This is a genomic window from Gordonia sp. YY1 (assembly GCF_009872315.1).
GTDB classification, from domain to species: Bacteria; Actinomycetota; Actinomycetes; order Mycobacteriales; family Mycobacteriaceae; genus Gordonia; species Gordonia amicalis.
On sequence record NZ_WXYI01000007.1, the window covers coordinates 116,035 to 136,660 of the forward strand.

19 protein-coding genes are annotated in these 20,626 nt (G+C 69.6%); 14 read left to right on the plus strand and 5 right to left on the minus strand.

The features are described 5' to 3' along the window. Positions 1 to 143: 143 nt before the first annotated feature. Entirely contained in the window at positions 144 to 977 is an 834-nt protein-coding gene (locus BPODLACK_RS11720; protein ID WP_159405358.1) for an Rv1157c family protein, read from the minus strand. 324 nt (positions 978 to 1,301) lie between these two features. On the opposite strand from BPODLACK_RS11720, the gene BPODLACK_RS11725 reads away from it, so the two are divergent. From BPODLACK_RS11725 to BPODLACK_RS11740, 4 genes are read left to right on the plus strand one after another with little or no spacing between them, the layout of a single operon-like run. Then, entirely contained in the window at positions 1,302 to 2,393 is a 1,092-nt protein-coding gene (locus BPODLACK_RS11725; RefSeq protein ID WP_191834464.1) for a thiamine ABC transporter substrate-binding protein, read from the plus strand. 7 nt (positions 2,394 to 2,400) lie between these two features. Continuing rightward, on the plus strand, positions 2,401 to 4,062 hold the full coding sequence (locus tag BPODLACK_RS11730) for an ABC transporter permease (RefSeq protein WP_159405359.1): 1,662 nt from the start codon (positions 2,401 to 2,403) through the stop codon (positions 4,060 to 4,062). Continuing rightward, positions 4,059 to 5,132: an ABC transporter ATP-binding protein gene (locus tag BPODLACK_RS11735; protein ID WP_236577661.1), complete on the plus strand. Its 1,074-nt coding sequence runs from the start codon at positions 4,059 to 4,061 to the stop codon at positions 5,130 to 5,132. The genes BPODLACK_RS11730 and BPODLACK_RS11735 overlap by 4 nt, the downstream gene beginning before the upstream one ends. Before the next feature lie 24 nt (positions 5,133 to 5,156). After that, a complete protein-coding gene (locus BPODLACK_RS11740; RefSeq protein WP_159405360.1) occupies positions 5,157 to 6,074 on the plus strand; it encodes an EamA family transporter in 918 nt (305 codons plus the stop codon). Between the two features lie 4 nt (positions 6,075 to 6,078). Here the strand turns inward: BPODLACK_RS11740 and BPODLACK_RS23320 are convergent, their stop codons facing one another. Next, positions 6,079 to 6,255 (minus strand): hypothetical protein, encoded by a 177-nt coding sequence (locus BPODLACK_RS23320; protein WP_191834462.1) that lies wholly within the window; start codon positions 6,253 to 6,255, stop codon positions 6,079 to 6,081. A 207-nt stretch (positions 6,256 to 6,462) separates the two neighbouring features. On the opposite strand from BPODLACK_RS23320, the gene typA reads away from it, so the two are divergent. From typA to cofG, 7 genes are all read left to right on the plus strand, one after another. Continuing rightward, a complete protein-coding gene (gene typA / locus BPODLACK_RS11745) occupies positions 6,463 to 8,373 on the plus strand; it encodes a translational GTPase TypA (protein ID WP_024499019.1) in 1,911 nt (636 codons plus the stop codon). Between the two features lie 66 nt (positions 8,374 to 8,439). Beyond that, on the plus strand, positions 8,440 to 10,371 hold the full coding sequence (locus tag BPODLACK_RS11750) for an ABC transporter family substrate-binding protein (protein ID WP_159405361.1): 1,932 nt from the start codon (positions 8,440 to 8,442) through the stop codon (positions 10,369 to 10,371). Beyond that, positions 10,368 to 11,258, plus strand: a complete 891-nt coding sequence (gene mshB / locus BPODLACK_RS11755; RefSeq protein WP_159405362.1) for an N-acetyl-1-D-myo-inositol-2-amino-2-deoxy-alpha-D-glucopyranoside deacetylase — start codon at positions 10,368 to 10,370, stop codon at positions 11,256 to 11,258. Before BPODLACK_RS11750 ends, mshB begins: the two co-directional genes overlap by 4 nt. Positions 11,259 to 11,350: 92 nt before the next feature. Next, positions 11,351 to 11,734, plus strand: a complete 384-nt coding sequence (locus BPODLACK_RS11760) for a facilitated glucose transporter (protein WP_159405363.1) — start codon at positions 11,351 to 11,353, stop codon at positions 11,732 to 11,734. A gap of 62 nt (positions 11,735 to 11,796) precedes the next feature. Next, positions 11,797 to 12,951 (plus strand): FO synthase, encoded by a 1,155-nt coding sequence (locus tag BPODLACK_RS11765; RefSeq protein WP_191834461.1) that lies wholly within the window; start codon positions 11,797 to 11,799, stop codon positions 12,949 to 12,951. 98 nt (positions 12,952 to 13,049) lie between these two features. Further along, positions 13,050 to 14,486: a flavin-containing monooxygenase gene (locus BPODLACK_RS11770; protein ID WP_236577663.1), complete on the plus strand. Its 1,437-nt coding sequence runs from the start codon at positions 13,050 to 13,052 to the stop codon at positions 14,484 to 14,486. After that, positions 14,483 to 15,790 carry a 7,8-didemethyl-8-hydroxy-5-deazariboflavin synthase CofG gene (cofG, locus tag BPODLACK_RS11775; RefSeq protein ID WP_159405366.1) on the plus strand — a complete coding sequence of 436 codons (1,308 nt, stop codon included), beginning with the start codon at positions 14,483 to 14,485 and terminating at the stop codon, positions 15,788 to 15,790. The genes BPODLACK_RS11770 and cofG overlap by 4 nt, the downstream gene beginning before the upstream one ends. A 112-nt stretch (positions 15,791 to 15,902) precedes the next feature. On the opposite strand, the gene BPODLACK_RS11780 is transcribed toward cofG, so the two are convergent. Together BPODLACK_RS11780 and BPODLACK_RS11785 are read right to left on the minus strand one after the other, a co-directional pair. After that, the gene (locus BPODLACK_RS11780) at positions 15,903 to 16,286 is read right to left on the minus strand and encodes a rhodanese-like domain-containing protein (protein ID WP_024499012.1); all 384 of its coding nucleotides are present in this window, start codon (positions 16,284 to 16,286) and stop codon (positions 15,903 to 15,905) included. Beyond that, a complete protein-coding gene (locus BPODLACK_RS11785; protein ID WP_159405367.1) occupies positions 16,283 to 16,876 on the minus strand; it encodes a cysteine dioxygenase in 594 nt (197 codons plus the stop codon). The genes BPODLACK_RS11780 and BPODLACK_RS11785 overlap by 4 nt, the downstream gene beginning before the upstream one ends. Positions 16,877 to 17,326: 450 nt before the next feature. Here BPODLACK_RS11785 and fdxA point away from each other — a divergent pair, with 450 nt between their 5' ends. Next, the gene (gene fdxA / locus BPODLACK_RS11790) at positions 17,327 to 17,656 is read left to right on the plus strand and encodes a ferredoxin (protein WP_024499009.1); all 330 of its coding nucleotides are present in this window, start codon (positions 17,327 to 17,329) and stop codon (positions 17,654 to 17,656) included. A 63-nt stretch (positions 17,657 to 17,719) separates the two neighbouring features. Continuing rightward, positions 17,720 to 18,862 (plus strand): succinyldiaminopimelate transaminase, encoded by a 1,143-nt coding sequence (gene dapC, locus BPODLACK_RS11795; protein ID WP_159405368.1) that lies wholly within the window; start codon positions 17,720 to 17,722, stop codon positions 18,860 to 18,862. Positions 18,863 to 18,935: 73 nt separating this feature from the next. On the opposite strand, the gene dapD is transcribed toward dapC, so the two are convergent. Then, complete coding sequence (gene dapD, locus BPODLACK_RS11800) at positions 18,936 to 19,901, minus strand: 2,3,4,5-tetrahydropyridine-2,6-dicarboxylate N-succinyltransferase (protein WP_159405369.1); 966 nt, start codon at positions 19,899 to 19,901, stop codon at positions 18,936 to 18,938. Positions 19,902 to 20,113: 212 nt separating this feature from the next. Here dapD and BPODLACK_RS11805 point away from each other — a divergent pair, with 212 nt between their 5' ends. After that, positions 20,114 to 20,623 (plus strand): DM13 domain-containing protein, encoded by a 510-nt coding sequence (locus BPODLACK_RS11805; RefSeq protein ID WP_191834460.1) that lies wholly within the window; start codon positions 20,114 to 20,116, stop codon positions 20,621 to 20,623. Positions 20,624 to 20,626: the final 3 nt, after the last annotated feature.

Consider the following 20,626-nt stretch of genomic DNA (forward strand, 5'->3'; position numbering starts at 1 on the left):
ACCTGGCGTTTTCGGCTTTCAGCGCCTGAGACGCGCGCCACATGCTTCGTCACCGGCGGCGGCCGGTGCGTTGGGGGTGCGGGCACAAAACAACGGCACCCCGGCGGTGAGCCGGGGTGCCGCTGAACGAAAGTGGACGTGCGTCAGATGATGGCGAGGCCGATCACCGGGACGATCGTGCAGGACACGACCTGCCCCTTGGTCTTGGTGGTCACGTTCCCGTGGATCGCGGAGATGACGCGGCCCTTGCCGGTCCGGGCGATGCCGGTGAAGGTGCCGGGGCCGTCCTTGACGTTGATCTTCGGGTTCCGCTTGAGCGTCGTGGTGCCGGTGCGTCCGGTGTCGACGTTGAGCCAGCTCGCGATGAGCGGCTGGGCCTTGTTGTCGATCGCGGGTCCGGTGCCGAGTGCGGTGTAGACGTAGCCGCCCTCGCCGCGCTTGGGTCCGGGTGCCGGTGCTTCCTGCGGGCCCGCGGTGACCAGTGCGCGTCCGAGGGAACCGCCGCCGGGGATGCAGCCGAGACCGAAGGTCGGGTACAGGAACTCCTGGATCTTCGGAGCGTTCGGGCCCTTCGGGATCTCGGGATCGCCCGGCTTGGTCTCGGCGGCCAGTTGACGGGCGGCCTCCTTGCGTCCGGGTTCCCCGAGGAAGTCGGCGACCGAACGCCAGATCTTGGTGACCTCGGCGGGCATTCCGGGCGTGTTGGCGAAGCTCTCGGCCTGCTGGAGGAGCTGGGCGTTGACCTTGCCATCGGGGCCGGGAGTGGCGACCGAGCCGATGATCGCCGGTGCGAACGCGCCGAGCGAGTCCAGCACGCGCTGATCGACCTTGGGAGCGGGAGCGGCCTGGGCGACGGCCGGAAGGGCGAGGCCGGCCGCGACGACGAGCGCCGATGCACTGAGGAGAAGGCGGTGGCGGCGGGTCCGGTGCGGGCTAGAGGCGGTGGAACGCAACCTCGACGGCCGTGTGAAACGCACTGGTGAGTCCTATCGGTCGTGGCGCTGCGTCGGCCGGAAAGAGCGAGCCTCGTGCGCCTCGTGGTCGTGTGGGTCGTGGTCGTGTGGGTCGCCCGGGGTCTTCAGGTTCTTCGATCATCCCACCCCGGACGTCGCGGGTCATTCTAAGCCCCTCGGCATCTGCTGTGTCCAGGCAGTCCCGCCGGCTGCGACTGTGACGTATGTGGTTATTGATGCAATTGTTACCAAAGTGGTTAAGGTCGACGGCGCATCGTGCGTTTCGGTGGCACCTGGTTGGATGTGGGGGTGGACAGGACAGGGACAGTCGGTCGCAAGGAGTCGGATGTGAACCAACTGCGGGGCGTGAACGAGCTGCAACCCGTGGGTGGCACCGGTCGTCGGCGTGGGTGGGCGGGGATCGTCTCCCGGACGATCGCACTCACCGTCGGTGTGGGGCTGGCGTTCACGACTGCGGTGGCCTGTGCCGACGAGTCGACGGCGGGAGGTGAGGTCACTCTGCTGACCCATGAGTCCTTCGAGCTGCCCGAGTCGGTCATCGACGGCTTCCGTCAGGAGACCGGGCTCACCCTGAAGATCGTGCGTTCCGGTGATGCCGGGCAACTGGCGTCGACCGTGTCCCTGACCCCGGGCGCGCCCAAGGGGGACGCGGTCTACGGCATCGACAACACCTTCGCCTCCCGGCCGATCGAGGCGGGCGCCCTGGAATCCTATGTGTCACCGCTCGCCGCCGGCGGGGCCGCCGAATACGCGGTCCCCGGTGCGGCCGACCAGCTGACCGCCGTCGACCGCGGTGACGTCTGCCTGAACATCGACAACACCTGGTACGAGTCGCGATCGCTGACGCCGCCGGCGAGCTTCCGTGACCTGACGAAACCGGAGTACGCATCGCAGACCGTGCTGACCGATCCGGCCACCTCCTCGCCGGGCACGGCCTTCCTGCTGACGACGGTCGGGGCCCTCGGCGACGGCTGGCAGGACTACTGGAAGCAGGTCGTCGGCGGTGGCGCGACCATCGTCTCCGGCTGGGAGGTCGCCTACAACCAGTTGTTCAGCGCCGGCGAGGGCAAGGGAGACAAGCCGATCGTGCTGTCCTATGCGTCCTCGCCCGCCGCGACGCCCGGCACCAGCGCCCTGCTCGACAGTTGCTTTCCGCAGGTCGAGTACATCGGCGTCCTCAAGGGCACCCGCAACTCGACGGGGGCACGCAAGCTCGTCGACTACATGCTCAGCCCGGCAGTGCAGTCCGCGCTGCCGGAGTCGATGTATGTGTACCCGGTGCAGCGGGACGTCGCCCTGCCCGAGGGCTGGCCGGCCCGAGCGGCGGTGCCGGCGTGGATGTCATCGATGCCGCCGGCCACGATCGCGGAGAACCGCGAGAGCTGGCTCGACCAGTGGCGTGCCGCTGTCGGAAGGTGATCGCCCGGTGACCCGGGTGACGGCGCGGCCCGTGGCGCGGACGGCAACCGTCGCCGGCCGGGTGGCGCTGCGTCTGATCCCGGCGCTGTTCATCGCCGTCCTGTTCGCCTGGCCGGTCCTCGCGCTCGTCCGCCGAGCCGTGCATCTGGCCGCCGCGTCGGGCGAACGACTCGGCGATCTCCTCACGCGTACCGATGCGTGGGCGCTCCTGGGCGTGACCCTCGGGCAGGCGGCGGCGTCGACCGTGCTCGCGCTCGTCGCGGCCGCGCCGATCGCGTGGCTGTACGCCCATGTCGGTGGGCGCGCATCGGTCCTCCTCGCCGTCGCGGTGACGGTGCCGTTCGTGTTGCCGACGGTGGTGGTCGGCGTCGCCTTCCGATCGTTGCTGAGCGGCCCGCTGTCCTTCCTGCACATCCAGTCCGGGCTCGGCGCGGTGCTGGCGGCGCATGTGTTCATCAACGTCGCCGTCGTCGTGCGCGTGGTGGGTGCGGCGTGGCGGAACCTCGACCCCCGACTGCTGGAGGCTGCGCGCACCCTGGGCGCCGGACGACTGCGCGCGACGCTGACTGTGGTGATCCCCAGGCTGCTACCCGCCACAGCCGGTGCAGCCGCGTTGATCTTCCTGTTCTGTTCCACCAGTTTCGGCGTCGTGATCATTCTGGGTGCGGGACAGTTGCGCACCCTCGAGACCGAGAACTACACCCAGGCCATCGGCTACTTCCGCATCCCGGAGGCGGTGGTGTTGTCGATGGTGCAGATCGTCGTCGTGTTCGCGGCCCTGATGCTCACCCGTGTGTTCGCCGATCCCGCCGGGACCGGCTCCGCCCGTGGCGGCGCCGAGCGGCGTCGTCGGGATGCGGCGTTCGCGAACGGTCGGTTCGTGCTTCCGGCGATGTTGTTGGTGGGCGGGTGGACGGTGCTGCTGCTCGTCGGGCCGGTCGTGGTCCTGATGGCGCGATCGGTGCGGCCGACGGCCGGGGGTGACTGGACGCTCGCCGGATACCGGGCCCTCGCCGAACCGGTCAACGGGGTCACCCCGCTGGAGAGCCTCGAGTATTCGCTGGTGTCGGCGGCGTTCGCGACCCTCATCGCCGTCGTCGTGGGCATGCTCGCCGCGGTCGCGCTCCACCGTTCCCGCGGGGTGGTCGGTGCGATCGCCTCGGCCATCTCTCTCGTCCCGCTCGGGATCAGTGCTGTCACCCTGGGTTTCGGATATCTGATCGTGCTGGCGTCGATGCCCTACGCGATCGCGGCGTCGCCCGCGATCATCCCGTGCGTGCAGGCGCTGATCGCCATCCCGATGGTCATCCGCATCATCCTGCCCGCGCTCGAGTCGGTACCGGTCCGGCTGCGGCAGGCGGCCGCGACGCTGGGCGCCCGGCCCGCCCGGGTGTTCGCGACGGTCGATCTGCCGATCATCGGCCGTTCGACGGGTGCGGCCGCCGGGTTCGCCTTCGTGATGGCGCTCGGTGAGTTCGGCGCCACCAGCTTCCTGGCCCGGGCCGACACGACGACTCTCCCGGTGCTGATCGGATCGGCTCTCAACCGGCCGGGCGCCGCCAACCTGGCGACCGCGATGGCCGCGTCGGTGGTCCTCGTCGCCGCGACCACCCTCGCCGTGCTGGTGGTCGAGGTGTTCCGGCCGCGAGCGGAGGTGCCGCTGCTGTGACCGGAACCGAACGAGACACCGCGACCGGTTCCCACGCCCTGCTGGAGATCTCCGATCTCACCGTCGCGTACGGCGGGCACACCGTGATCGACGGATTGTCCTGGCGCGTCGGGGGAGCGGGTTCCCTGGTGACCGCGGTCCTCGGCCCGTCCGGTTGCGGCAAGTCGACGCTGCTCCGCGCCGTCGCCGGGCTGGAGCAGCCGACACGCGGGGTCGTGCGCTTCGGCGGTGAGGACCTCGCCGGGGTCGAGGTGCACCGTCGGGACTTCGGCGTGGTCTTTCAGGACGGGCAACTCTTCGGCGGGCGCAGCGTCGCGTCGAACATCGGCTACGGCCTGAGGATTCGTCGGTGGTCGCGCCGCCGGACCGCCCAGCGCGTGACCGAACTGCTCGACGTCGTCGGTCTTCCCGGCTACGAGAAGCGCTCCGTCGACACGCTGTCCGGCGGTCAGGCGCAGCGCGTCGCACTGGCGCGTGCGCTCGCCCCGCATCCGCGGCTCCTGCTGCTCGACGAGCCGCTGGCCGCGCTCGACCGTAGGCTGAGAGATGAACTGGCGGTGGAGATCTCGGAGATCGTACGGGCGGCGGGTGTCCCCACCGTCGTCGTCACGCACGATCACGCCGAGGCCGCGACCATGGCCGACGAGATCGCGGTGATGCGCGCCGGTGCGATGGTGCAGGTCGCCACACCGTCGCTCCTGTGGCGCCGACCGGTCGACGAGTGGACGGCCCAATTCCTCGGGGTCACCACCGTGATCGACGCGCAGCTGCGCGCCGGGGTCGCCGACACCGTGCTCGGTCAGATCGCGCTCGACCTGCCGGACGGTTCTCGCCGACTCGGTCTCCGGCCGGAATCGGTTGCGGTCGCCAGGGCGTCCCCCGACGGCCCGGACGACGACGCGGACACGAACTCCGCCACGGTCGTGCTCGTCGCCGAACTGCCCGCGGGTCCACGCGTGCGCATCGAGACCGCGGTCGGCGAGATCGATGCCGTGGCAGACGAACCCGTCGTCATCGGCGACCGCGTGCGTATCCGTCTGGTGCCCGAGCGGGTCGCGGTGATCGGGTGAGGGCGACCCGGTGACGGAGCGCTGATGACCGACACCGCGCGACGCGAACTGCTTCTCCCGCCCGGCCTGATGGTGCTCGGCGCGACGTCGATGTATCTCGGGGCGGCGGTCGCCGTCGGCATGTTCGACGACGTCTCGCCGTCGGCGGTGGCCTGGTTGCGCATCGCCGGCGCCGCACTGGTGCTGCTGATCTGGGTCCGGCCACCGCGGTCCGCGTGGCAGCCCTCCCGCCTCCGGTTGGCCGGTTGCTTCGGTCTGATCACGGCGGCGATGAACATCACCTTCTACGAGGCCCTCGCGCACCTGCCGATGGGCACCACCGTCGCACTGGAGTTTCTGGGCCCGATCACGGTGGCGGCCTTGGGTTCTCGGACCCGCCGGGACATCGCGGCACTCGTGCTGGCGGGGCTCGGGGTGGTCCTCATCGCCGACGTCCGATGGTCGGGAACCGGTGTGGGGGTGTTGCTGGCCCTGGCCGCGGCCGCCTGCTGGGCCGGCTACATCGTGCTCGGCAAGCGGGTCGCGGCGCGTGGTGCGGGCGTCGAGGATCTCGCCACCGGTTTCGTGATCGCCGCGTTGGCAACCTCACCGCTGGCGTGGTGGGTGCTGGAGGCGGTAGCCGGTTGGGGTTCTTCCGAGGCGGTGCGCGACGGTGCGTCGGCGGCCGCGCTGATCGGTCAGGGCCTGGTGCTGGGCGTGGCGTCGACCGCCATCCCGTACGCCCTGGATCAGGTCGTGTTGCGCCGCGTGGGCCGGGCGCGGTTCGCGATCCTGCTCGCCCTGCTCCCGGTGACCGCGGCGGTGATCGGCCTGATCGTGCTCGGTCAGGTTCCCCGGCCGCTGGAGGCCGTGGGGATCGTGGCGGTCGCGCTGGCGGTCGCGGTGCGGTCGGCAGACCCCGCGGAGCGGTCGATGAACACCGACGAGATCCCGCCGAGCTGATCGTTCAGGCGGCGCGCGCCTTCTTCAGCGCCTTGCTGAGCTCCTTCTTGGTCATGTCCGAGGTGTCGAGCTTGCGCATCCGGTGGATCACCACGGGACACCGCACGCACCGCGTGGAGCTCTTGCAGCACTTCTTCTTGGGCTTCAGAGAGCCCACCTTGACCGCGTCGACCTTGCCCATGCGGCGAGGTTAGCAGACCCTAATAATGGGTGTTCCGACGCCTGTGATCGCGGTCTCACCAGATAAACCGATACTCTGTAGCGTTGAATCCCAAGGTGATCTGCACTTGTCGCCGGTCAGAGCTGTCCGCCGCGAGTCACTGAGTAGTTTCGGCTCGCGCCGAGTGCCGGCCGCCGAAGCGGTCCCCAACCACATGAAAGAGAGCCTGTGAGCGCTGCCCCCACCTTCCGTAACGTCGCGATCGTCGCGCACGTCGACCACGGAAAGACCACCCTCGTCGACGCCATGTTGCGCCAGTCCGGCGTCTTCGGAGAGCGTGCCGAGGTCGTCGACCGGGTGATGGACTCCGGTGACCTCGAACGTGAGAAGGGCATCACCATTCTCGCCAAGAACACCTCGGTGCACCGGCGTCAGCCGGACGGCACCGAAGTGGTGATCAACGTCATCGACACCCCCGGCCACGCCGACTTCGGCGGTGAGGTCGAGCGCGGCCTGTCGATGGTCGACGGCGTCGTGCTCCTGGTCGACTCCTCCGAAGGGCCCCTGCCGCAGACGCGCTTCGTGCTGCGCAAGGCGCTGGCCGCCGAGCTGCCGGTGATCGTGGTCGTCAACAAGACCGACCGCCCCGACGCCCGCATCCAGGAAGTCGTCGACGAGACCCAGGACCTGCTCCTGGACCTCGCGTCCGACCTCGACGAGGAGGCCGCGAAGGCCGCCGAGCTGGTGCTCGAGCTCCCCGTGCTCTACGCCTCCGGCCGCGCCGGTGTGTGCAGCACCGAACAGCCCGCCGACGGTGAGATCCCGGCCGCGGAGAACCTCGACGCATTCTTCGACGTCCTGCTCGAGCACGTGCCCGCCCCCAAGGGTGATCCCGAAGCGCCGCTGCAGGCTCACGTGACCAACCTCGACGCATCGGCCTTCCTGGGCCGCCTCGCGCTCGTCCGCATCCACAACGGCACGCTCCGCAAGGGGCAGCAGGTGTCCTGGTGCCGCGAGGTCGACGGCAAGCCCGTCGTCGAACGCGCGAAGATCACCGAACTCCTCGCCACCGTCGGCGTCGAGCGCGAACCGGCGGAGTCCGCGTCGGCCGGCGACATCGTGGCCGTCGCCGGTATGCCGGAGATCATGATCGGCGACACCCTCGCCGACCTCGAGAACCCGCAGCCGTTGCCGCGGATCACCGTCGACGAGCCGGCCATCTCGGTGACCATCGGCACCAACTCCTCGCCGCTCGCGGGCCGCGTGTCCGGTCACAAGCTGACCGCCCGCATGGTCAAGCAGCGCCTGGACACCGAACTCATCGGCAACGTGTCGCTGCGGGTGCTCGACATCGGCCGTCCGGACGCCTGGGAGGTGCAGGGTCGAGGTGAGCTCGCGCTCGCGATCCTCGTCGAGCAGATGCGTCGCGAGGGCTTCGAGCTGACCGTCGGCAAGCCGCAGGTGGTCACCCGCAAGGTCGACGGCAAGGTCCAGGAGCCGTTCGAGCACCTGACCGTCGACGTGCCCGAGGAGTACCTCGGTGCGGTCACCCAGCTGCTGGCCGCCCGCAAGGGCCGGATGGAGCAGATGAACAACCACGGCACCGGCTGGGTTCGCATGGAGTTCATCGTGCCGTCGCGTGGCCTGATCGGCTTCCGCACCGACTTCCTCACCGAAACCCGCGGCACCGGTATCGCCAACGCCGTGTTCGACGGTTACGACGCCTGGGCAGGCGAGATCCGCGCCCGCCACACGGGCTCGCTCGTGAGCGACCGTTCCGGCACGGTGACCCCGTTCGCGATGATCCAGCTCGCCGACCGCGGCACGTTCTTCGTGAACCCCGGCGACGACAGTTACGAGGGCCACGTCGTGGGCATCAACCCGCGCCAGGAAGACCTCGACATCAACGTCACCCGCGAGAAGAAGCTGACCAACATGCGGCAGTCCTCCGCCGACGTGATGGAGACGCTGGCCAAGCCGATGCAGCTCGACCTCGAGGCCGCCATGGAGTTCTGTGCCGCCGACGAGTGTGTCGAGGTCACCCCTGAGGTCGTGCGTGTGCGTAAGGTGCACCTGGACTCGTCGACCCGTGCCCGTGAGCGCTCGCGGGCCAAGTCCCGGGACGCAGCGGTCAGCTGACCGCCGAGCCGGTCTCCCGCCGACGGCGGGGGACCGGCATCGTCTGATCGACCGAGAAGCATCTTCATGGGGGTATCCGAGGTGAAACGGGCGAGACCACAGCGGGGTCGCGACGCCACGAACCGGAGCCGTGTGCTCGGGTTGCTCTCGTGCGGTGTCGCACTGCTCATCGCCCTGACGGCGTGCACGGCGGATCCGCCGCCGCCCGTCCGGGACACCGGGCCGCCGCCGACGCCGACCGAGTATCCGGTCGAGAAGACGATCTTCATCGCCACCGACTCGGTGGGGAACGGGTTCAATCCGCACATCGCGGCAGATCAGAACCCGGTGACCACGGCAGTCGCCGCGATGACGCTCCCGAGTGCTTTTTCTCCCGTACAGACGCCCGCCGGACCGGTGTGGGAGCTGCAGCGCCAGTTCGTCACCTCCGCCGAAGTGACGTCGCGTCAGCCCTTCACGGTGACCTACCGCATCCACACCGACGCCCAGTGGTCGGACGGACTGCCGGTCACCGGCGACGATTTCGGCTACCTGTGGCAGCAGATGTCGCGGCAGCCCAACGTGGTGGCCCCGGCGGGCTACCGGCTCATCGACTCGGTGCAGTCCCGGGAGGGCGGCAAGGTCGTCGAGGTGCGCTTCGAGCGGCCGTATCCGGCCTGGCGCGAGCTGTTCACCGGGTTGCTGCCGAGTCACGTCTTCAAGGGCGCTCCGGCCGGCTTCCAGACCGGCATGGACACCGGCAAGCCGGTCTCGGCCGGCCCGTACGCGATCGTCGGGATCGACAAGACCCGCGACGAGGTACGCCTGGCCCGCAACGACCGCTACTGGGTGACGCCGCCGCGGCTGGACCAGATCGTGCTCCGCCGTGCCGGTAGCAACGCGCAGATGCTCGACTCCGTGCGCTCGGGTGACTCCGAGATCGTCGCGCTCGGTGCCTCGCTCGCAACGGCCGCCGAACTGACCGCACTGCCCGGCCTGAAGACCGAACGCAGTCTCACCTCACGCTCGCTGGGCATCAGCGTCAACGCCCGCACCGACGCGATGAGCTCGGTGGAGGTGCGGCGCGCCATCCTCGGCCTCGTCGATCCCCGGCTGACCACGTTCGCCGGTGCGGGGGACTGGATCGTCGAGCCGTACGCGAACACCGTGTTCGCGCCGTCCGACCCGGGTTACACCCCGATCTCGCGCCCGCGTCCCGACCGGGCCGCGGTGGATGCGCTCCTCGCCGGCGCCGGCTACCGCCGGGCGGACCCGGAGACGACCGGACAGACCTCCCCGGTACCCGAGCCGTCGACCGAGGCGCCCGCGTCCGGGACGCCGTCCGCGGCCGGCTCCTCCACCCCGTCCAACCCGGCCGCGACGCCGACCCCGGGGGCGGTCGAGGTCGCGGAGCTGCCCGAGGGCATCCTGCCGTTCCAGAAGGACGGTCAGGACCTGCTCGTGCGCGTGGGAGCGGTGGCCGGTGACCCGCGCGCCATCTCGGCCGCGTCGAGTGTCGTCGACCAGCTGCGCAGCGCCGGAATCCGCTCGCAGGTGGTGACGATGCCGAACAGCGAGCTGTACGGCTCGGCGCTGACCCAGAAGCGCGTCGACCTCGTCGTCGGCTGGACCGGGCTCGGTGTGCCGCCGGCGGCGTCGTTGGCCTCGACCGTCGACTGCAATCAGCCCAAGCCGAGTACCGAGCCGTCGCCCGCCACCCCGCCGACCCCCACCAGCATCGCGCCGAGCGGTGGGGACGTCGGCGACAGCTACGCCAGCAACATCTCCGGTCTCTGCGACCCGAGGTTGATCGAGCTCGCGCGCAACGCGCTGTCCGAGGAGGACCCGATCGGGACCCTCGACCAGGCGGAGCCGCTGTTGGCCGCGCAGGCGATCTACCTGCCGCTGTACCAGGATTCGATGATCGTCGGTGTCACGCCCGCGGTCCGTGACGTGCCGCTCACCGGACCGATCCAGGAGTCGATCTTCGGGACCGCGGTCGACTGGAAGCTCTCGTGACCGAGGCCAACCGGGCCGCGGACCGGCGGCTGCTGCTCGTCCACGCCCATCCCGACGACGAGACGATCATGACCGGTGGGACCATCGCCCGCTATCTCGCCGAAGGCGTCGACGTGCGCGTCCTGACCTTCACCCTCGGCGAGGAGGGCGAGGTCATCGGTGACGAATACGCACAACTGGTCGCCGACGGCGGCGCCGACCAGCTCGGCGGCTACCGGATCGCGGAGCTGACGCGCGCCCTCGCGGCACTGAGCCCAGCCGACGGTCCGGCCCTGACCCCGCGCTTCCTCGGCGGCGCCGGACGCTGGCGCGACTCGGGCATGGCCGGCGCCCCGTCGGCGAACCATCCGCGCGCTCTCGTGCAGGCACCGTTCGACGAGCCGGTCGGCGTGTTGGTCGAGCTGCTCCTCGACTTCGCTCCGCAGGTGGTCGTCAGCTACGACGCGTCGGGAACATACGGGCACCCCGACCACAAGCTCGTGCATGAGGTCACCGCTGCCGCGGTCGCACGCGCCCGTGCGGCCGGCGGCGGCCCCGTGAAACTGTACGAGTCGGTCACCGAGCGCAGCGCGCTCGAGAACGGCCTGGCGGCGGCTCCCGGTGTGCCCGATGGCTGGCGGATGCCCCATCCCGGTGAACTGCCGAGCTACCCTGACGAGCAGATCACCACCGAGGTCGACGTGGCGGCGTACCACTCCCACAAGGTCGCCGCACTCGCCGCACATGTGACGCAGGTGACCGTCGCGCCGTCGGGAACCGAGTTCGCGCTGTCGAACAACATCCTGCAGCCGATCCACCGCCACGAGCACTTCGTCCTCACCGACCACGATCCGCGTGACGCTCTCGGCGGCGACCGGGAGACGGACCTCTTCGCCGGGATCGTGTGAGGACGGTGGGGAACATGTCAGCCCGCGGTACACGCAATCGCACCTCCGGGACTCCGGACCCGAAGAGTCCGACGCGGGGCGGTGGTGGCTCGATGATCGATCCGCACGTCCGTGACCGGCTCCTCCTGGCGCTGCTGATCCTGGACGGCTTCGCGGTGGGCCTTCTCAGCGTGGCGTTCGCGTACCAGCGTTTCGGTGGGGTCGCGCTGCCGGTGGCGGCCCTCGTCGCCGGCCTCCTCAACGCGACGCTGCTCTGGCTGGCGGCCGGGTACACCTCGTCGCCGGTGCGGTATGCCCCGCTCGGCGCCTGGGGGGTGGTGGTTCTCATCGCCGGCGGCCTCCCCGGACCGGGCGGTGACGTCATCCTGAGCACGTCGGGGAACTACCTGGTCCAGACCCTGCTGCTCCTCGTACTGGGCATCGGGCCGGCCGCGGTGCTCAGCTGGACTCACCGGCTACCCGAGGCCGACGACTGACTTTCGCCGGGGCCGATCCTGCGGCGCGCAGGCCGACTACGGCCGAGCGTTAGAGTGTGGACATGGTTCTGCGCGCGTGGGCCGAAGACATCACGGCCCCGATCGAGCGCGTCACAGCGGCCCTGAGCCGTCTCCGTGACGACCCGACAGCCCTCGGCCCGGACGCCCTCGACGACGAGGGCTGGGTCGCGTTGCTGGGCGCCTCCGGCACCGAGCTCGAGGAACTGTGCGAACTCGCCGATGCGGTCCGGGGCCGGGTCACCGAGCCGGGCGTCCTGACCTTCGTCGTGAACCGCAATCTCGACACCGGGGTCGCCGCCCGCCTCATCTCGGATGAACGGCGATCCGACGATCCGACACTCGCCGATCTGGTCGGGGAGGCCGTCGAACTCGGCGCCACCGAGATCTGCATGCAGGGGCCGTTGCCCGCCGACCGGCCGGCCGGTGACTACGTGCGCCTGGTCGAAGAGATCACCGGCGCGGCAGACGGTCTGCACCTGCACGCGTACCGCGCGGCGGAGATCGCCGACGGGGCGGCCCGAACCGGGACGACGGTCGACGAACATCTCCGCCGGTTGCGCGCCGCCGGACTCGGGTCGATCCCCGGAACCGCCGCCCAGATCCTCGACGACACCGTGCGCGGGTATCTGTCGCCGACGGGCTCCGCACCGGCGCGTGAGTGGATCGAGATCGTCGAGGCCGCACACGGCGTCGGCCTGTTCTCGACCGCAACCATCGTCTACGGGCACGTCGAGACCCCCGAGCAGCAGGTCGCACACCTGCGGACCCTGCTCGGAATCCAGCGCCGCACGGGTGGTTTCAGCGAGCTGATCCTGATGCCGATGGTCTCGTCGAACACGCCGCCGCATCTGATCGACGCCGCGACGTCGACCGCGTCGCAACGGGAGACCCGCGCCCTGCACGCGGTCGCCCGCCTGATGTCCACCGGGCTGATCGACCATCTACAGGTTGCCTGGACCAAGCTGGGGTCCGACACCGTCGACCTTCTGCTGCGCGGCGGTGCCGACGACATCGGCGGCCTGCTGCTCGACGGCCGGCTCATGCCGCATGCGGGTCCGGAGGCGGGTCGTGTCCTCGACGTCGACACCCTCGTCGCCGTCGCCGATCGTGCCGGGCGCACGCCACGTCAGCGCACCACCCGCTACACCGAGCCGGAAACGCATCGGCTGCTCCCGCTCCCGCAGGTACGTTCGTGACGGGAACGGCGACGCAGGGGGGTGACCGGGTGGACGACAACGACGGGGTGCACGACGTCGACGTCGCCATCGTCGGTGCCGGCTTCGCCGGCCTCGGCATGGCCACGCAGCTCGCCCGTCGCGGCCGCGAGTCCTTCGTCGTCCTCGAGCGGGCCGACGCAGTGGGCGGTACCTGGCGCGACAACGTCTACCCCGGCATCGCGTGTGACATCCCCGCGCATCTGTACTCGTTCTCGTTCCGCCCACCGGCCGACTGGGCGTCGCGGTATCCGAGCGGCCGCGAGATCCGTGACTATCTCGAACAGACCGTCGCCGACGAGGGTCTCGCCGAGCACATTCTACTGAACTGCGAACTGCGGCAGGCGACCTGGGACGAGGCTGCAGCCGGCTGGATGATCACCGCGGCCGGCGCGGACGGCTCCGGCCGGACGTTTCGTGCGCGGACGCTCGTCCTCGCCGTCGGCCGTTTGTCCGAGGCCAGGATCCCCGACATCGAGGGTCTCGGGGGGTTCCCCGGTCAGGTCGTCCACACCGCGGCCTGGCACGACGACGTCGCCGTCGACGGGGCCCGGGTCGGTGTCGTGGGCACCGGTGCGTCGGCGGTGCAGCTCGTCCCGCACCTGGCCGACGCCGCCGAAGAGCTCGTCGTGTTCTGCCGGACCGCTCCCTACGTGGTGCCGCGGGAGGACCGCCGCTACACCGCTGAGGAACGTGCCGCCCTGCTCGATCCGGAGGTCGCCGGCGAGGTCCGCCACCAGCTTCTCACCGAGGCCGACGGCGCGTTCCGGCAGCGACTGGGCCTGCATCCCGACATCGACGAGATCCGGGCGCGGGCCCGCGACCACCTCCACCGTCAGGTCGACGATCCGATGTTGCGTGAGCTCCTGACGCCCGACTACGAGATCGGATGCAAGAGAATCCTGCTCAGCGACGACTTCTATCCGTCGCTGCAGCGGCCGAACGTGGTCTTCGAGCCGAGTGCGCTTGATTCCGTCACCGAATCGAAGGCCACCGCACGCAGCGGACGCACCTTCGACCTCGACGTCCTCGTGATGGCAACGGGTTTCGAGTCCGCGCGGCCGCCCGCGGCGAGCCGCGTCGTCGGCCGGGCGGGACTTCGCTTGTCCGAGCACTGGTCGTCGGGGATGACCTCGTACGCGTCGACCGTCGTCAGCGGATTCCCCAACATGTTCGTCCTCGACGGGCCGAATGCGGCGCTCGGCCACAACTCGGCGATCTACATGATCGAGACGCAGCTCGACTATGTGCTCGGCGCTCTGGAGTTCCTCGGGGACAGTGATGTGGGGGCGTTGGAGGTCTCGCCCGAGGCCGAGGCCGCCTACACTCGCGAGATCGACGAGCGCAGTGCGTCGACCGTGTGGCTGACCGGTTGCGACAGTTGGTATGTCGACCCGGACAGCGGACGTCTCACGCTGCTCTGGCCGGGCACCGCGGCGTCGTTCCGCGAACGCAACGGGACCTTCGACCCCGCGCCGTACCTGACCAGTCGTGATCCTTCGGAAGGGGAACGATGACCGACCTCAGCATCCCCACGGTGCGGGCCAAGGCTGTGGAACATCCTGCCGCGGAACGTCCTTCACGTGAGGCGATCGATGCCGCCCTGGCCGCTGCCGAGGCCCGCGAGTCCATCGACATCGACCAGGCGGTCACGCTGTTGTCTTGTGCGGGTGCGGATCTCGTCCGCCTGCAGGCAATCGCCGGTGCGATTCGCGACGAGGGGCTCGACGCGGTCGGGCGTTCGCGCCAGGTCACGTACTCGCGCAAGGTGTTCATCCCGCTGACCCGGCTGTGCCGGGACCGGTGTCATTACTGCACGTTCGTGACGGTGCCCGGCAAACTCGCCCGCGCGGGTGAGGGGTTGTACCTCGAACTCGACGAGGTCGTCGACCTCGCCCGTCGGGGTGCCGAACTCGGCTGCAAAGAGGCGTTGTTCACGCTCGGTGACCGTCCCGAGGACCGGTGGCCCGAGGCGCGCGAATGGCTTGCCGCGCGCGGCTATTCGTCGACCCTCGACTACGTCCGCGCGGCCGCCGTGGCCGTGCTGACCGAGACCGGCCTGCTGCCACATCTGAATCCCGGGGTGATGAGCCTCGAGGAGATCCTGCGTCTGCGTCCGGTGGCCCCGTCGATGGGCATGATGCTCGAGACCACGTCGCGCCGTCTGTACACCGAGAAGGGGCAACCGCACTACGGCAGCCCGGACAAGGACCCGCTGGTCCGGATGCAGGTGCTGCGCGACGCCGGGACCGCGCGGGTCCCGTTCACGACCGGCATCCTCGTCGGGATCGGCGAATCACTGTACGAGCGAGCCGAATCCCTGCTCGCCATCGCGAAGGTGCACGCCGCGGGCGGTCACATCCAGGAGGTGATCGTGCAGAACTTCCGGGCCAAACCCGACACTGCGATGCGATCCACCCCCGACGCGGAGATGACCGAGTTCCTCGCGGCGGTCGCCGTGGCGCGCATCGTCCTCGGACCGCACATGCGGGTGCAGGCGCCGCCGAACCTGGTGTCGCCGGCCGAGTGTGCCGCGCTCATCGCCTCCGGCATCGACGACTGGGGTGGGGTGTCGCCGCTTACCCCCGACCACGTGAACCCCGAACGTCCCTGGCCGAATCTGGATGCACTGGCCGCCCGTACCGCCGAGTCGGATTTCGTTCTCACCGAACGGATCACGGCGCAGCCGACGTATGTGCTCGACGCCGCGAACTGGATCGACCCGGCACTCGCACACCATGTGTCCGCGCTCGCCGACCCGTCGACCGGCCTCGCCGTCGACACGTGCCCGGTGCCGCGTCCGTGGCCCGCGGTGGCCTAGACCCCCCGCGAGATCGCCACCTCTGGGCAGAAGGGCTCCTGATCAGCGGTTCCGGCCGCGAAGTGGCGATGACTTCCCTCGCTGGAGGAGTCGCGATCGAGCCGTGTCGGCATCAGCCGAGCACGGGTGCGAGCGCCTCGTAACCGCCGATCACATCGGTCGCGCGATGCAATCCGAGGTCGTGAAGCGCCGCGGCCGCCAGACTCGACGTGTAACCCTGCTGGCACAGGATGATCCACCGCACATCGTGGTCGACGGCTTGGGGGATGCGTGCGTCGCTGGCCGGGTCGCATCGCCATTCGAGGACGTTGCGCTCGATGACCAGTGACCCCTGGGCCTCGCCCTCCGCGGCGCGCTGGGCCGCCGGTCGGATGTCGACGAGGACGGCGCCGGCCGCGAGTTCGTCGGGCACCGATGCGGCGTCGATCCGTTCGATACGTTCGCGGGCCGCGGCGAGGACGTCGTCGATGGTGCGCGGAGCGGGCTTGTCGCTCATTCGGGTTCGTCGGTCAGGACCGTGCGGGTACGACGCAGGTGGCCGGCGTCGGCCACCTCGTAGTACGACATTGCGGTCAGCGGCGGCGAATAGGCGTGCACACTCAGCGTCGGGCCGGTCACCTCGACCGTCGGGTTCTTCACGACGTCGTGCACCCATCCGAGCGGGAAGGCGGCCTGGTCGCCGGCATCGAGAACGCGCACGGCCAGATCGTCTCCCGTCCAGTGGTACTCCCGCAAGGACCCCGACAGGACGGTCAGCGCACCGAGGGAGCCGGCATGGTCGTGGAGTTCGGTGGCCTCCCCGGGAGTCCAGCTGATGAGCCACAGGTCGAGGTCGTCGTCCGCATACAGGCGCGTCGACCATCGGTGGGTGGTGTCCCACTCGGCCGGGAGAAGGGTGTCGTGACGGCCGTCGAGCACATCGGCCACCCCCTGGTCGGTGATGCGGAGAAGGTCGGCCGGCCGCAGGTGCGTCGGCAGGTGGGTTCGTGTCCGCGGCGCGATCGCGGTCACCGGGCCTCGGGTGCTCGGGGTGACGTTCTTCGGTGGGGAAGCGGCGATCGAGGTGCGAGCCAGGGTCGAGGTCATGGCAGATCCTTGAGAGGGGAGTGGATGTGTGGGTCGGGGCTGATCAGGTCAGCGACAGCACATACACATCGACCGCGAGGTCGGTTCGAGTCCCGGAACGGCCCATCGGCCGGAACGGGGACGGTCTACCGCGACCGGATTCGACACGACGATCATGCCGCCGAGAATGCCCGACGCCTCGGCCGGAGTCGAGAATTGTCGGCACCCTGAGCGAAAGTCGCCCGTCACGCCGGTGGGCACCCGGTCATCGATGTGATCCTCGTTACAGCAAGGCCTTCTGCATGTCTTGGAGCCGGGGGCCGATTTCGTCGTGGACACCACCGCAGCGGATACTGTGGGATGCGATTCGACCAGCCCTCGGATCGCGCCGGCGCCGACGCCGGAGAGTCGTTCGACGCCGAGCTGCTCACCCTGTCGCGCCGACAACGATCTTCCCTAGCGAAGGAGTGAGTGGTGACCTACATCATCGCGGAGCCTTGCGTCGACGTCCTGGACAAGGCTTGCGTGGAGGAATGCCCCGTCGACTGCATCTACGAGGGTGAGCGCATGCTCTACATCCAGCCGGATGAGTGCGTCGACTGTGGTGCGTGCGAACCGGTGTGCCCGGTCGAGGCGATCTTCTACGAGGACGATGTCCCGGATGAGTGGGAGCCCTACGTCAGCGCGAACGCCGACTTCTTCGACGACCTCGGCTCGCCCGGTGGCGCCAGCAAGGTCGGCAAGACCGATGCCGACCCGGCCTTCATCAAGGGCCTGCCGCCGATGAACCAAGAAGACTGACAGCCGACGAAGACCGACGGTACGACGCAGACAGACAGTACGAAGAAGACAGAGCGGCCCGCAGTGAGCACACCCATTTCCCGCGCAGCAGCGCCGCTCCGCGTGTCGTCGACGCGCGTGAGCGGTCGGCTGCCCGATTTCCCGTGGGACACCCTCGCGGGTGCGAAAGCCACGGCGCAGTCCCATCCCGACGGCATCGTCGACCTGTCGGTCGGCACGCCGGTGGATCCGGTGCCGGCGCTCATCCGGGACGCGCTGGCCGACGCCTCCGGCTTCCCTGGGTACCCGACCACCATCGGCACCACCGAGCTCCGTGAGGCCGCTGCCGAGTCGCTGACGCGGCGTCACGGTGTCACCGGGCTCGACGAGTCGGGCATCCTCCCGGTGATCGGCACCAAGGAGGCGATCGCCGGCCTGGCATCGACCCTCGGCCTGGGACCGGGGGACGAGGTCGTGATCCCAGAGGTGGCTTACCCTACCTACGAGGTGAGTGCGCTGCTGTCCGGTGCTCGGCCGGTGCGCGCGGATTCGACCGTCGCGCTGGGGCCGTCGAAGCCCGCGCTGATGTTCATCAACTCGCCGTCGAACCCGACGGGCAAGATCCTCGGCGTCGACCACCTGCGCAAGGTCGTCGGATGGGCACGCGAACGCGGCACCGTCGTGGTGTCCGACGAGTGCTACCTCGGCTTGAGCTGGGAGGGCGAACCGCTGTCGATCCTCGACCCGCGGGTGTGCGACGGCGACCACACCGGTCTGTTGGCCGTGCACTCGCTGTCGAAGATCTCCAACCTCGCGTCGTACCGTGCCGGCTACTTCGCCGGTGACCCCGAGCTCATCGCCGAACTCCTCGCGGTGCGCAAGCACGCCGGCTTGATGCTGCCGTTCCCGATCCAGGGGGCCATGACCGCAGCCCTCCGCGACGACGCGCACGTCGACGAACAGCGTGCGCGCTACGCGGATCGTCGTCGTACGTTGCTGGCCGCGGTCGAGGCGGCCGGGTTCCGCATCGACCATTCCGAGGCGGGCCTCTACCTCTGGACCACCCGTGACGAGCCGTGCCGCGACACCGTCGCCTGGCTCGCCGAACGCGGAATCCTCTGTGCGCCCGGTGATTTCTATGGTCCGGCAGGGCAGAAGCACGTCCGCATGGCGCTCACCGCCTCCGACGAGCGCATCGCGGCCGCGGCCGCGCGACTCACCGCGTAAACCCACCACAAACGGAGAAACCCAGCACCCGATGGGTGCTGGGTTTCTCCATGAGTGGTGGGTTTGTGGAACCTCAGTTGTGCTTGTGCAGCGCCTCGTTGAGTGCGATGCCGTCGCCCTTCCACGGCACGACCTCGACCGCGCCGGTCAGGCTGTTGCGCCGGAACAGCAGATTCGACTGACCCGAGAGGTCACGCGCCTTGATCTGGGTGCCGTCGGGGCCGGTCACCTTGGTGCCGGCGGTGACGTACAGCCCGGCCTCGATGACGCAATCGTCGCCGAGCGGGATGCCGCAACCGGCGTTCGCGCCGAGCAGGCAGCGCTTGCCGAGCGAGATGATCTCCTTGCCGCCGCCGGAGAGGGTGCCCATCGTCGACGCGCCGCCGCCGATGTCGGAGCCGTCGCCGACGACCACGCCGGCCGAGATGCGACCTTCGACCATCGACGACCCGAGGGTGCCGGCGTTGAAGTTGACGAAGCCCTCGTGCATCACGGTGGTACCGGCGGCCAGGTGGGCGCCGAGCCGGACACGGTCGGCGTCACCGATGCGGACTCCGCCGGGGACGACGTAATCGACCATGCGCGGGAACTTGTCGATGGAGTACACGGTGACCGGGCCGCGGGCGCGCAGCTTGGCGCGCACCGACTCGAAGTCCTCGACCGCGCACGGGCCGTGGTTGGTCCAGACGACATTCGTGAGCATCCCGAAGATGCCCTCGAGGTTCGCGCCGTGCGGCTCGATGAGCCGGTGGGAGAGCAGGTGCAGTCGGAGGTACACGTCGTAGGCGTCGACCGGGGCGGCGGACAGGTCGGCGATGCCGGTGCGAACCGCGATGGTCCGGACGCCGCGGGCCTCGTCGACACCCACCAGGTCGCGCAGTTCGGACGGCGTCGATTCCTCGTCGAGGACGACGGTCTCGGCGGTCTCGACGCCGTCGAGTTCGGGTGCGGGGAACCAGACGTCGAGCACGACTCCTGGGGTCGACCCCCCGTCGATCACGGTTGCGATGCCAGTTGCGTGTGCGCCAGTAGTTGTCACGACTCGTCAGTCTAGGTGATCGACGACGGCGACTCCCGCCGCCCACCGGTCGTCCAGGCATCGCGGCACTCGGTGCGCGGCGTCATCCGAATGGCTCAAAGTCCTGGTGGGAGCGTGTTCACCGCTCGTATCGTCGCAGCCATGACCGGCCACGACCGACCTTTCCCACCCGCCCCCGGCGCAGACGCCGCCTGCCCTGGGTACTCGGTGGCGTGGGGTTCGTGGTCGTCGTCGGCGTCGCGGTCGCGGCGGTGATCTTCCAGCCGTGGCTGATCTTCGTAGACACCGAGGTCGACGACGAGATCCCGGTCGCCGTGACGCCGTCCACCTCGCAGGTCGGTCAGCCGCCGCCGGTCGCGCCGGTCCTGGTGTCACGGGGACGATTCATCAGCCACGAGCACTCCACCTCCGGAACCGTGTCGATCATCGAGAAGCCGGACGGCTCGCGGGTTCTCGCCATCGAGGACCTCGACACCACCACCGGACCCGATGTCCACGTCTGGCTGTCGCAGGCCGAGGTCGTCGAAGGCCTCGGCGGTTGGCGAGCCGCGGCCGACCCGCCCCACGTCGATCTCGGGATGATCAAGGGCAACAAGGGCAACCAGGTCTACGAGATCCCCGCCGATGTCGACCTCGACGCCTATCCCGCGGTGTTCCTGTGGTGCGTGAAGTTCAGCGTCTCCTTCGGCGCCGCCGAACTGACCTCACCGCCCGCCGACTGACCC

Excerpts from the sequence above, each read along its gene's own strand:
- BPODLACK_RS11740 (WP_159405360.1), top strand. The coding sequence starts at position 5,157 with ATGACCGACACCGCGCGACGCGAACTGCTTCTCCCGCCCGGCCTGATG.
- BPODLACK_RS23320 (WP_191834462.1), bottom strand. The coding sequence starts at position 6,255 with ATGGGCAAGGTCGACGCGGTCAAGGTGGGCTCTCTGAAGCCCAAGAAG.
- BPODLACK_RS11750 (WP_159405361.1), top strand. The coding sequence starts at position 8,440 with ATGGGGGTATCCGAGGTGAAACGGGCGAGACCACAGCGGGGTCGCGAC.
- BPODLACK_RS11760 (WP_159405363.1), top strand. The coding sequence starts at position 11,351 with ATGATCGATCCGCACGTCCGTGACCGGCTCCTCCTGGCGCTGCTGATC.
- BPODLACK_RS11765 (WP_191834461.1), top strand. The coding sequence starts at position 11,797 with ATGGTTCTGCGCGCGTGGGCCGAAGACATCACGGCCCCGATCGAGCGC.
- BPODLACK_RS11770 (WP_236577663.1), top strand. The coding sequence starts at position 13,050 with ATGGCCACGCAGCTCGCCCGTCGCGGCCGCGAGTCCTTCGTCGTCCTC.
- cofG (WP_159405366.1), top strand. The coding sequence starts at position 14,483 with ATGACCGACCTCAGCATCCCCACGGTGCGGGCCAAGGCTGTGGAACAT.
- BPODLACK_RS11780 (WP_024499012.1), bottom strand. The coding sequence starts at position 16,286 with ATGAGCGACAAGCCCGCTCCGCGCACCATCGACGACGTCCTCGCCGCG.
- BPODLACK_RS11785 (WP_159405367.1), bottom strand. The coding sequence starts at position 16,876 with ATGACCTCGACCCTGGCTCGCACCTCGATCGCCGCTTCCCCACCGAAG.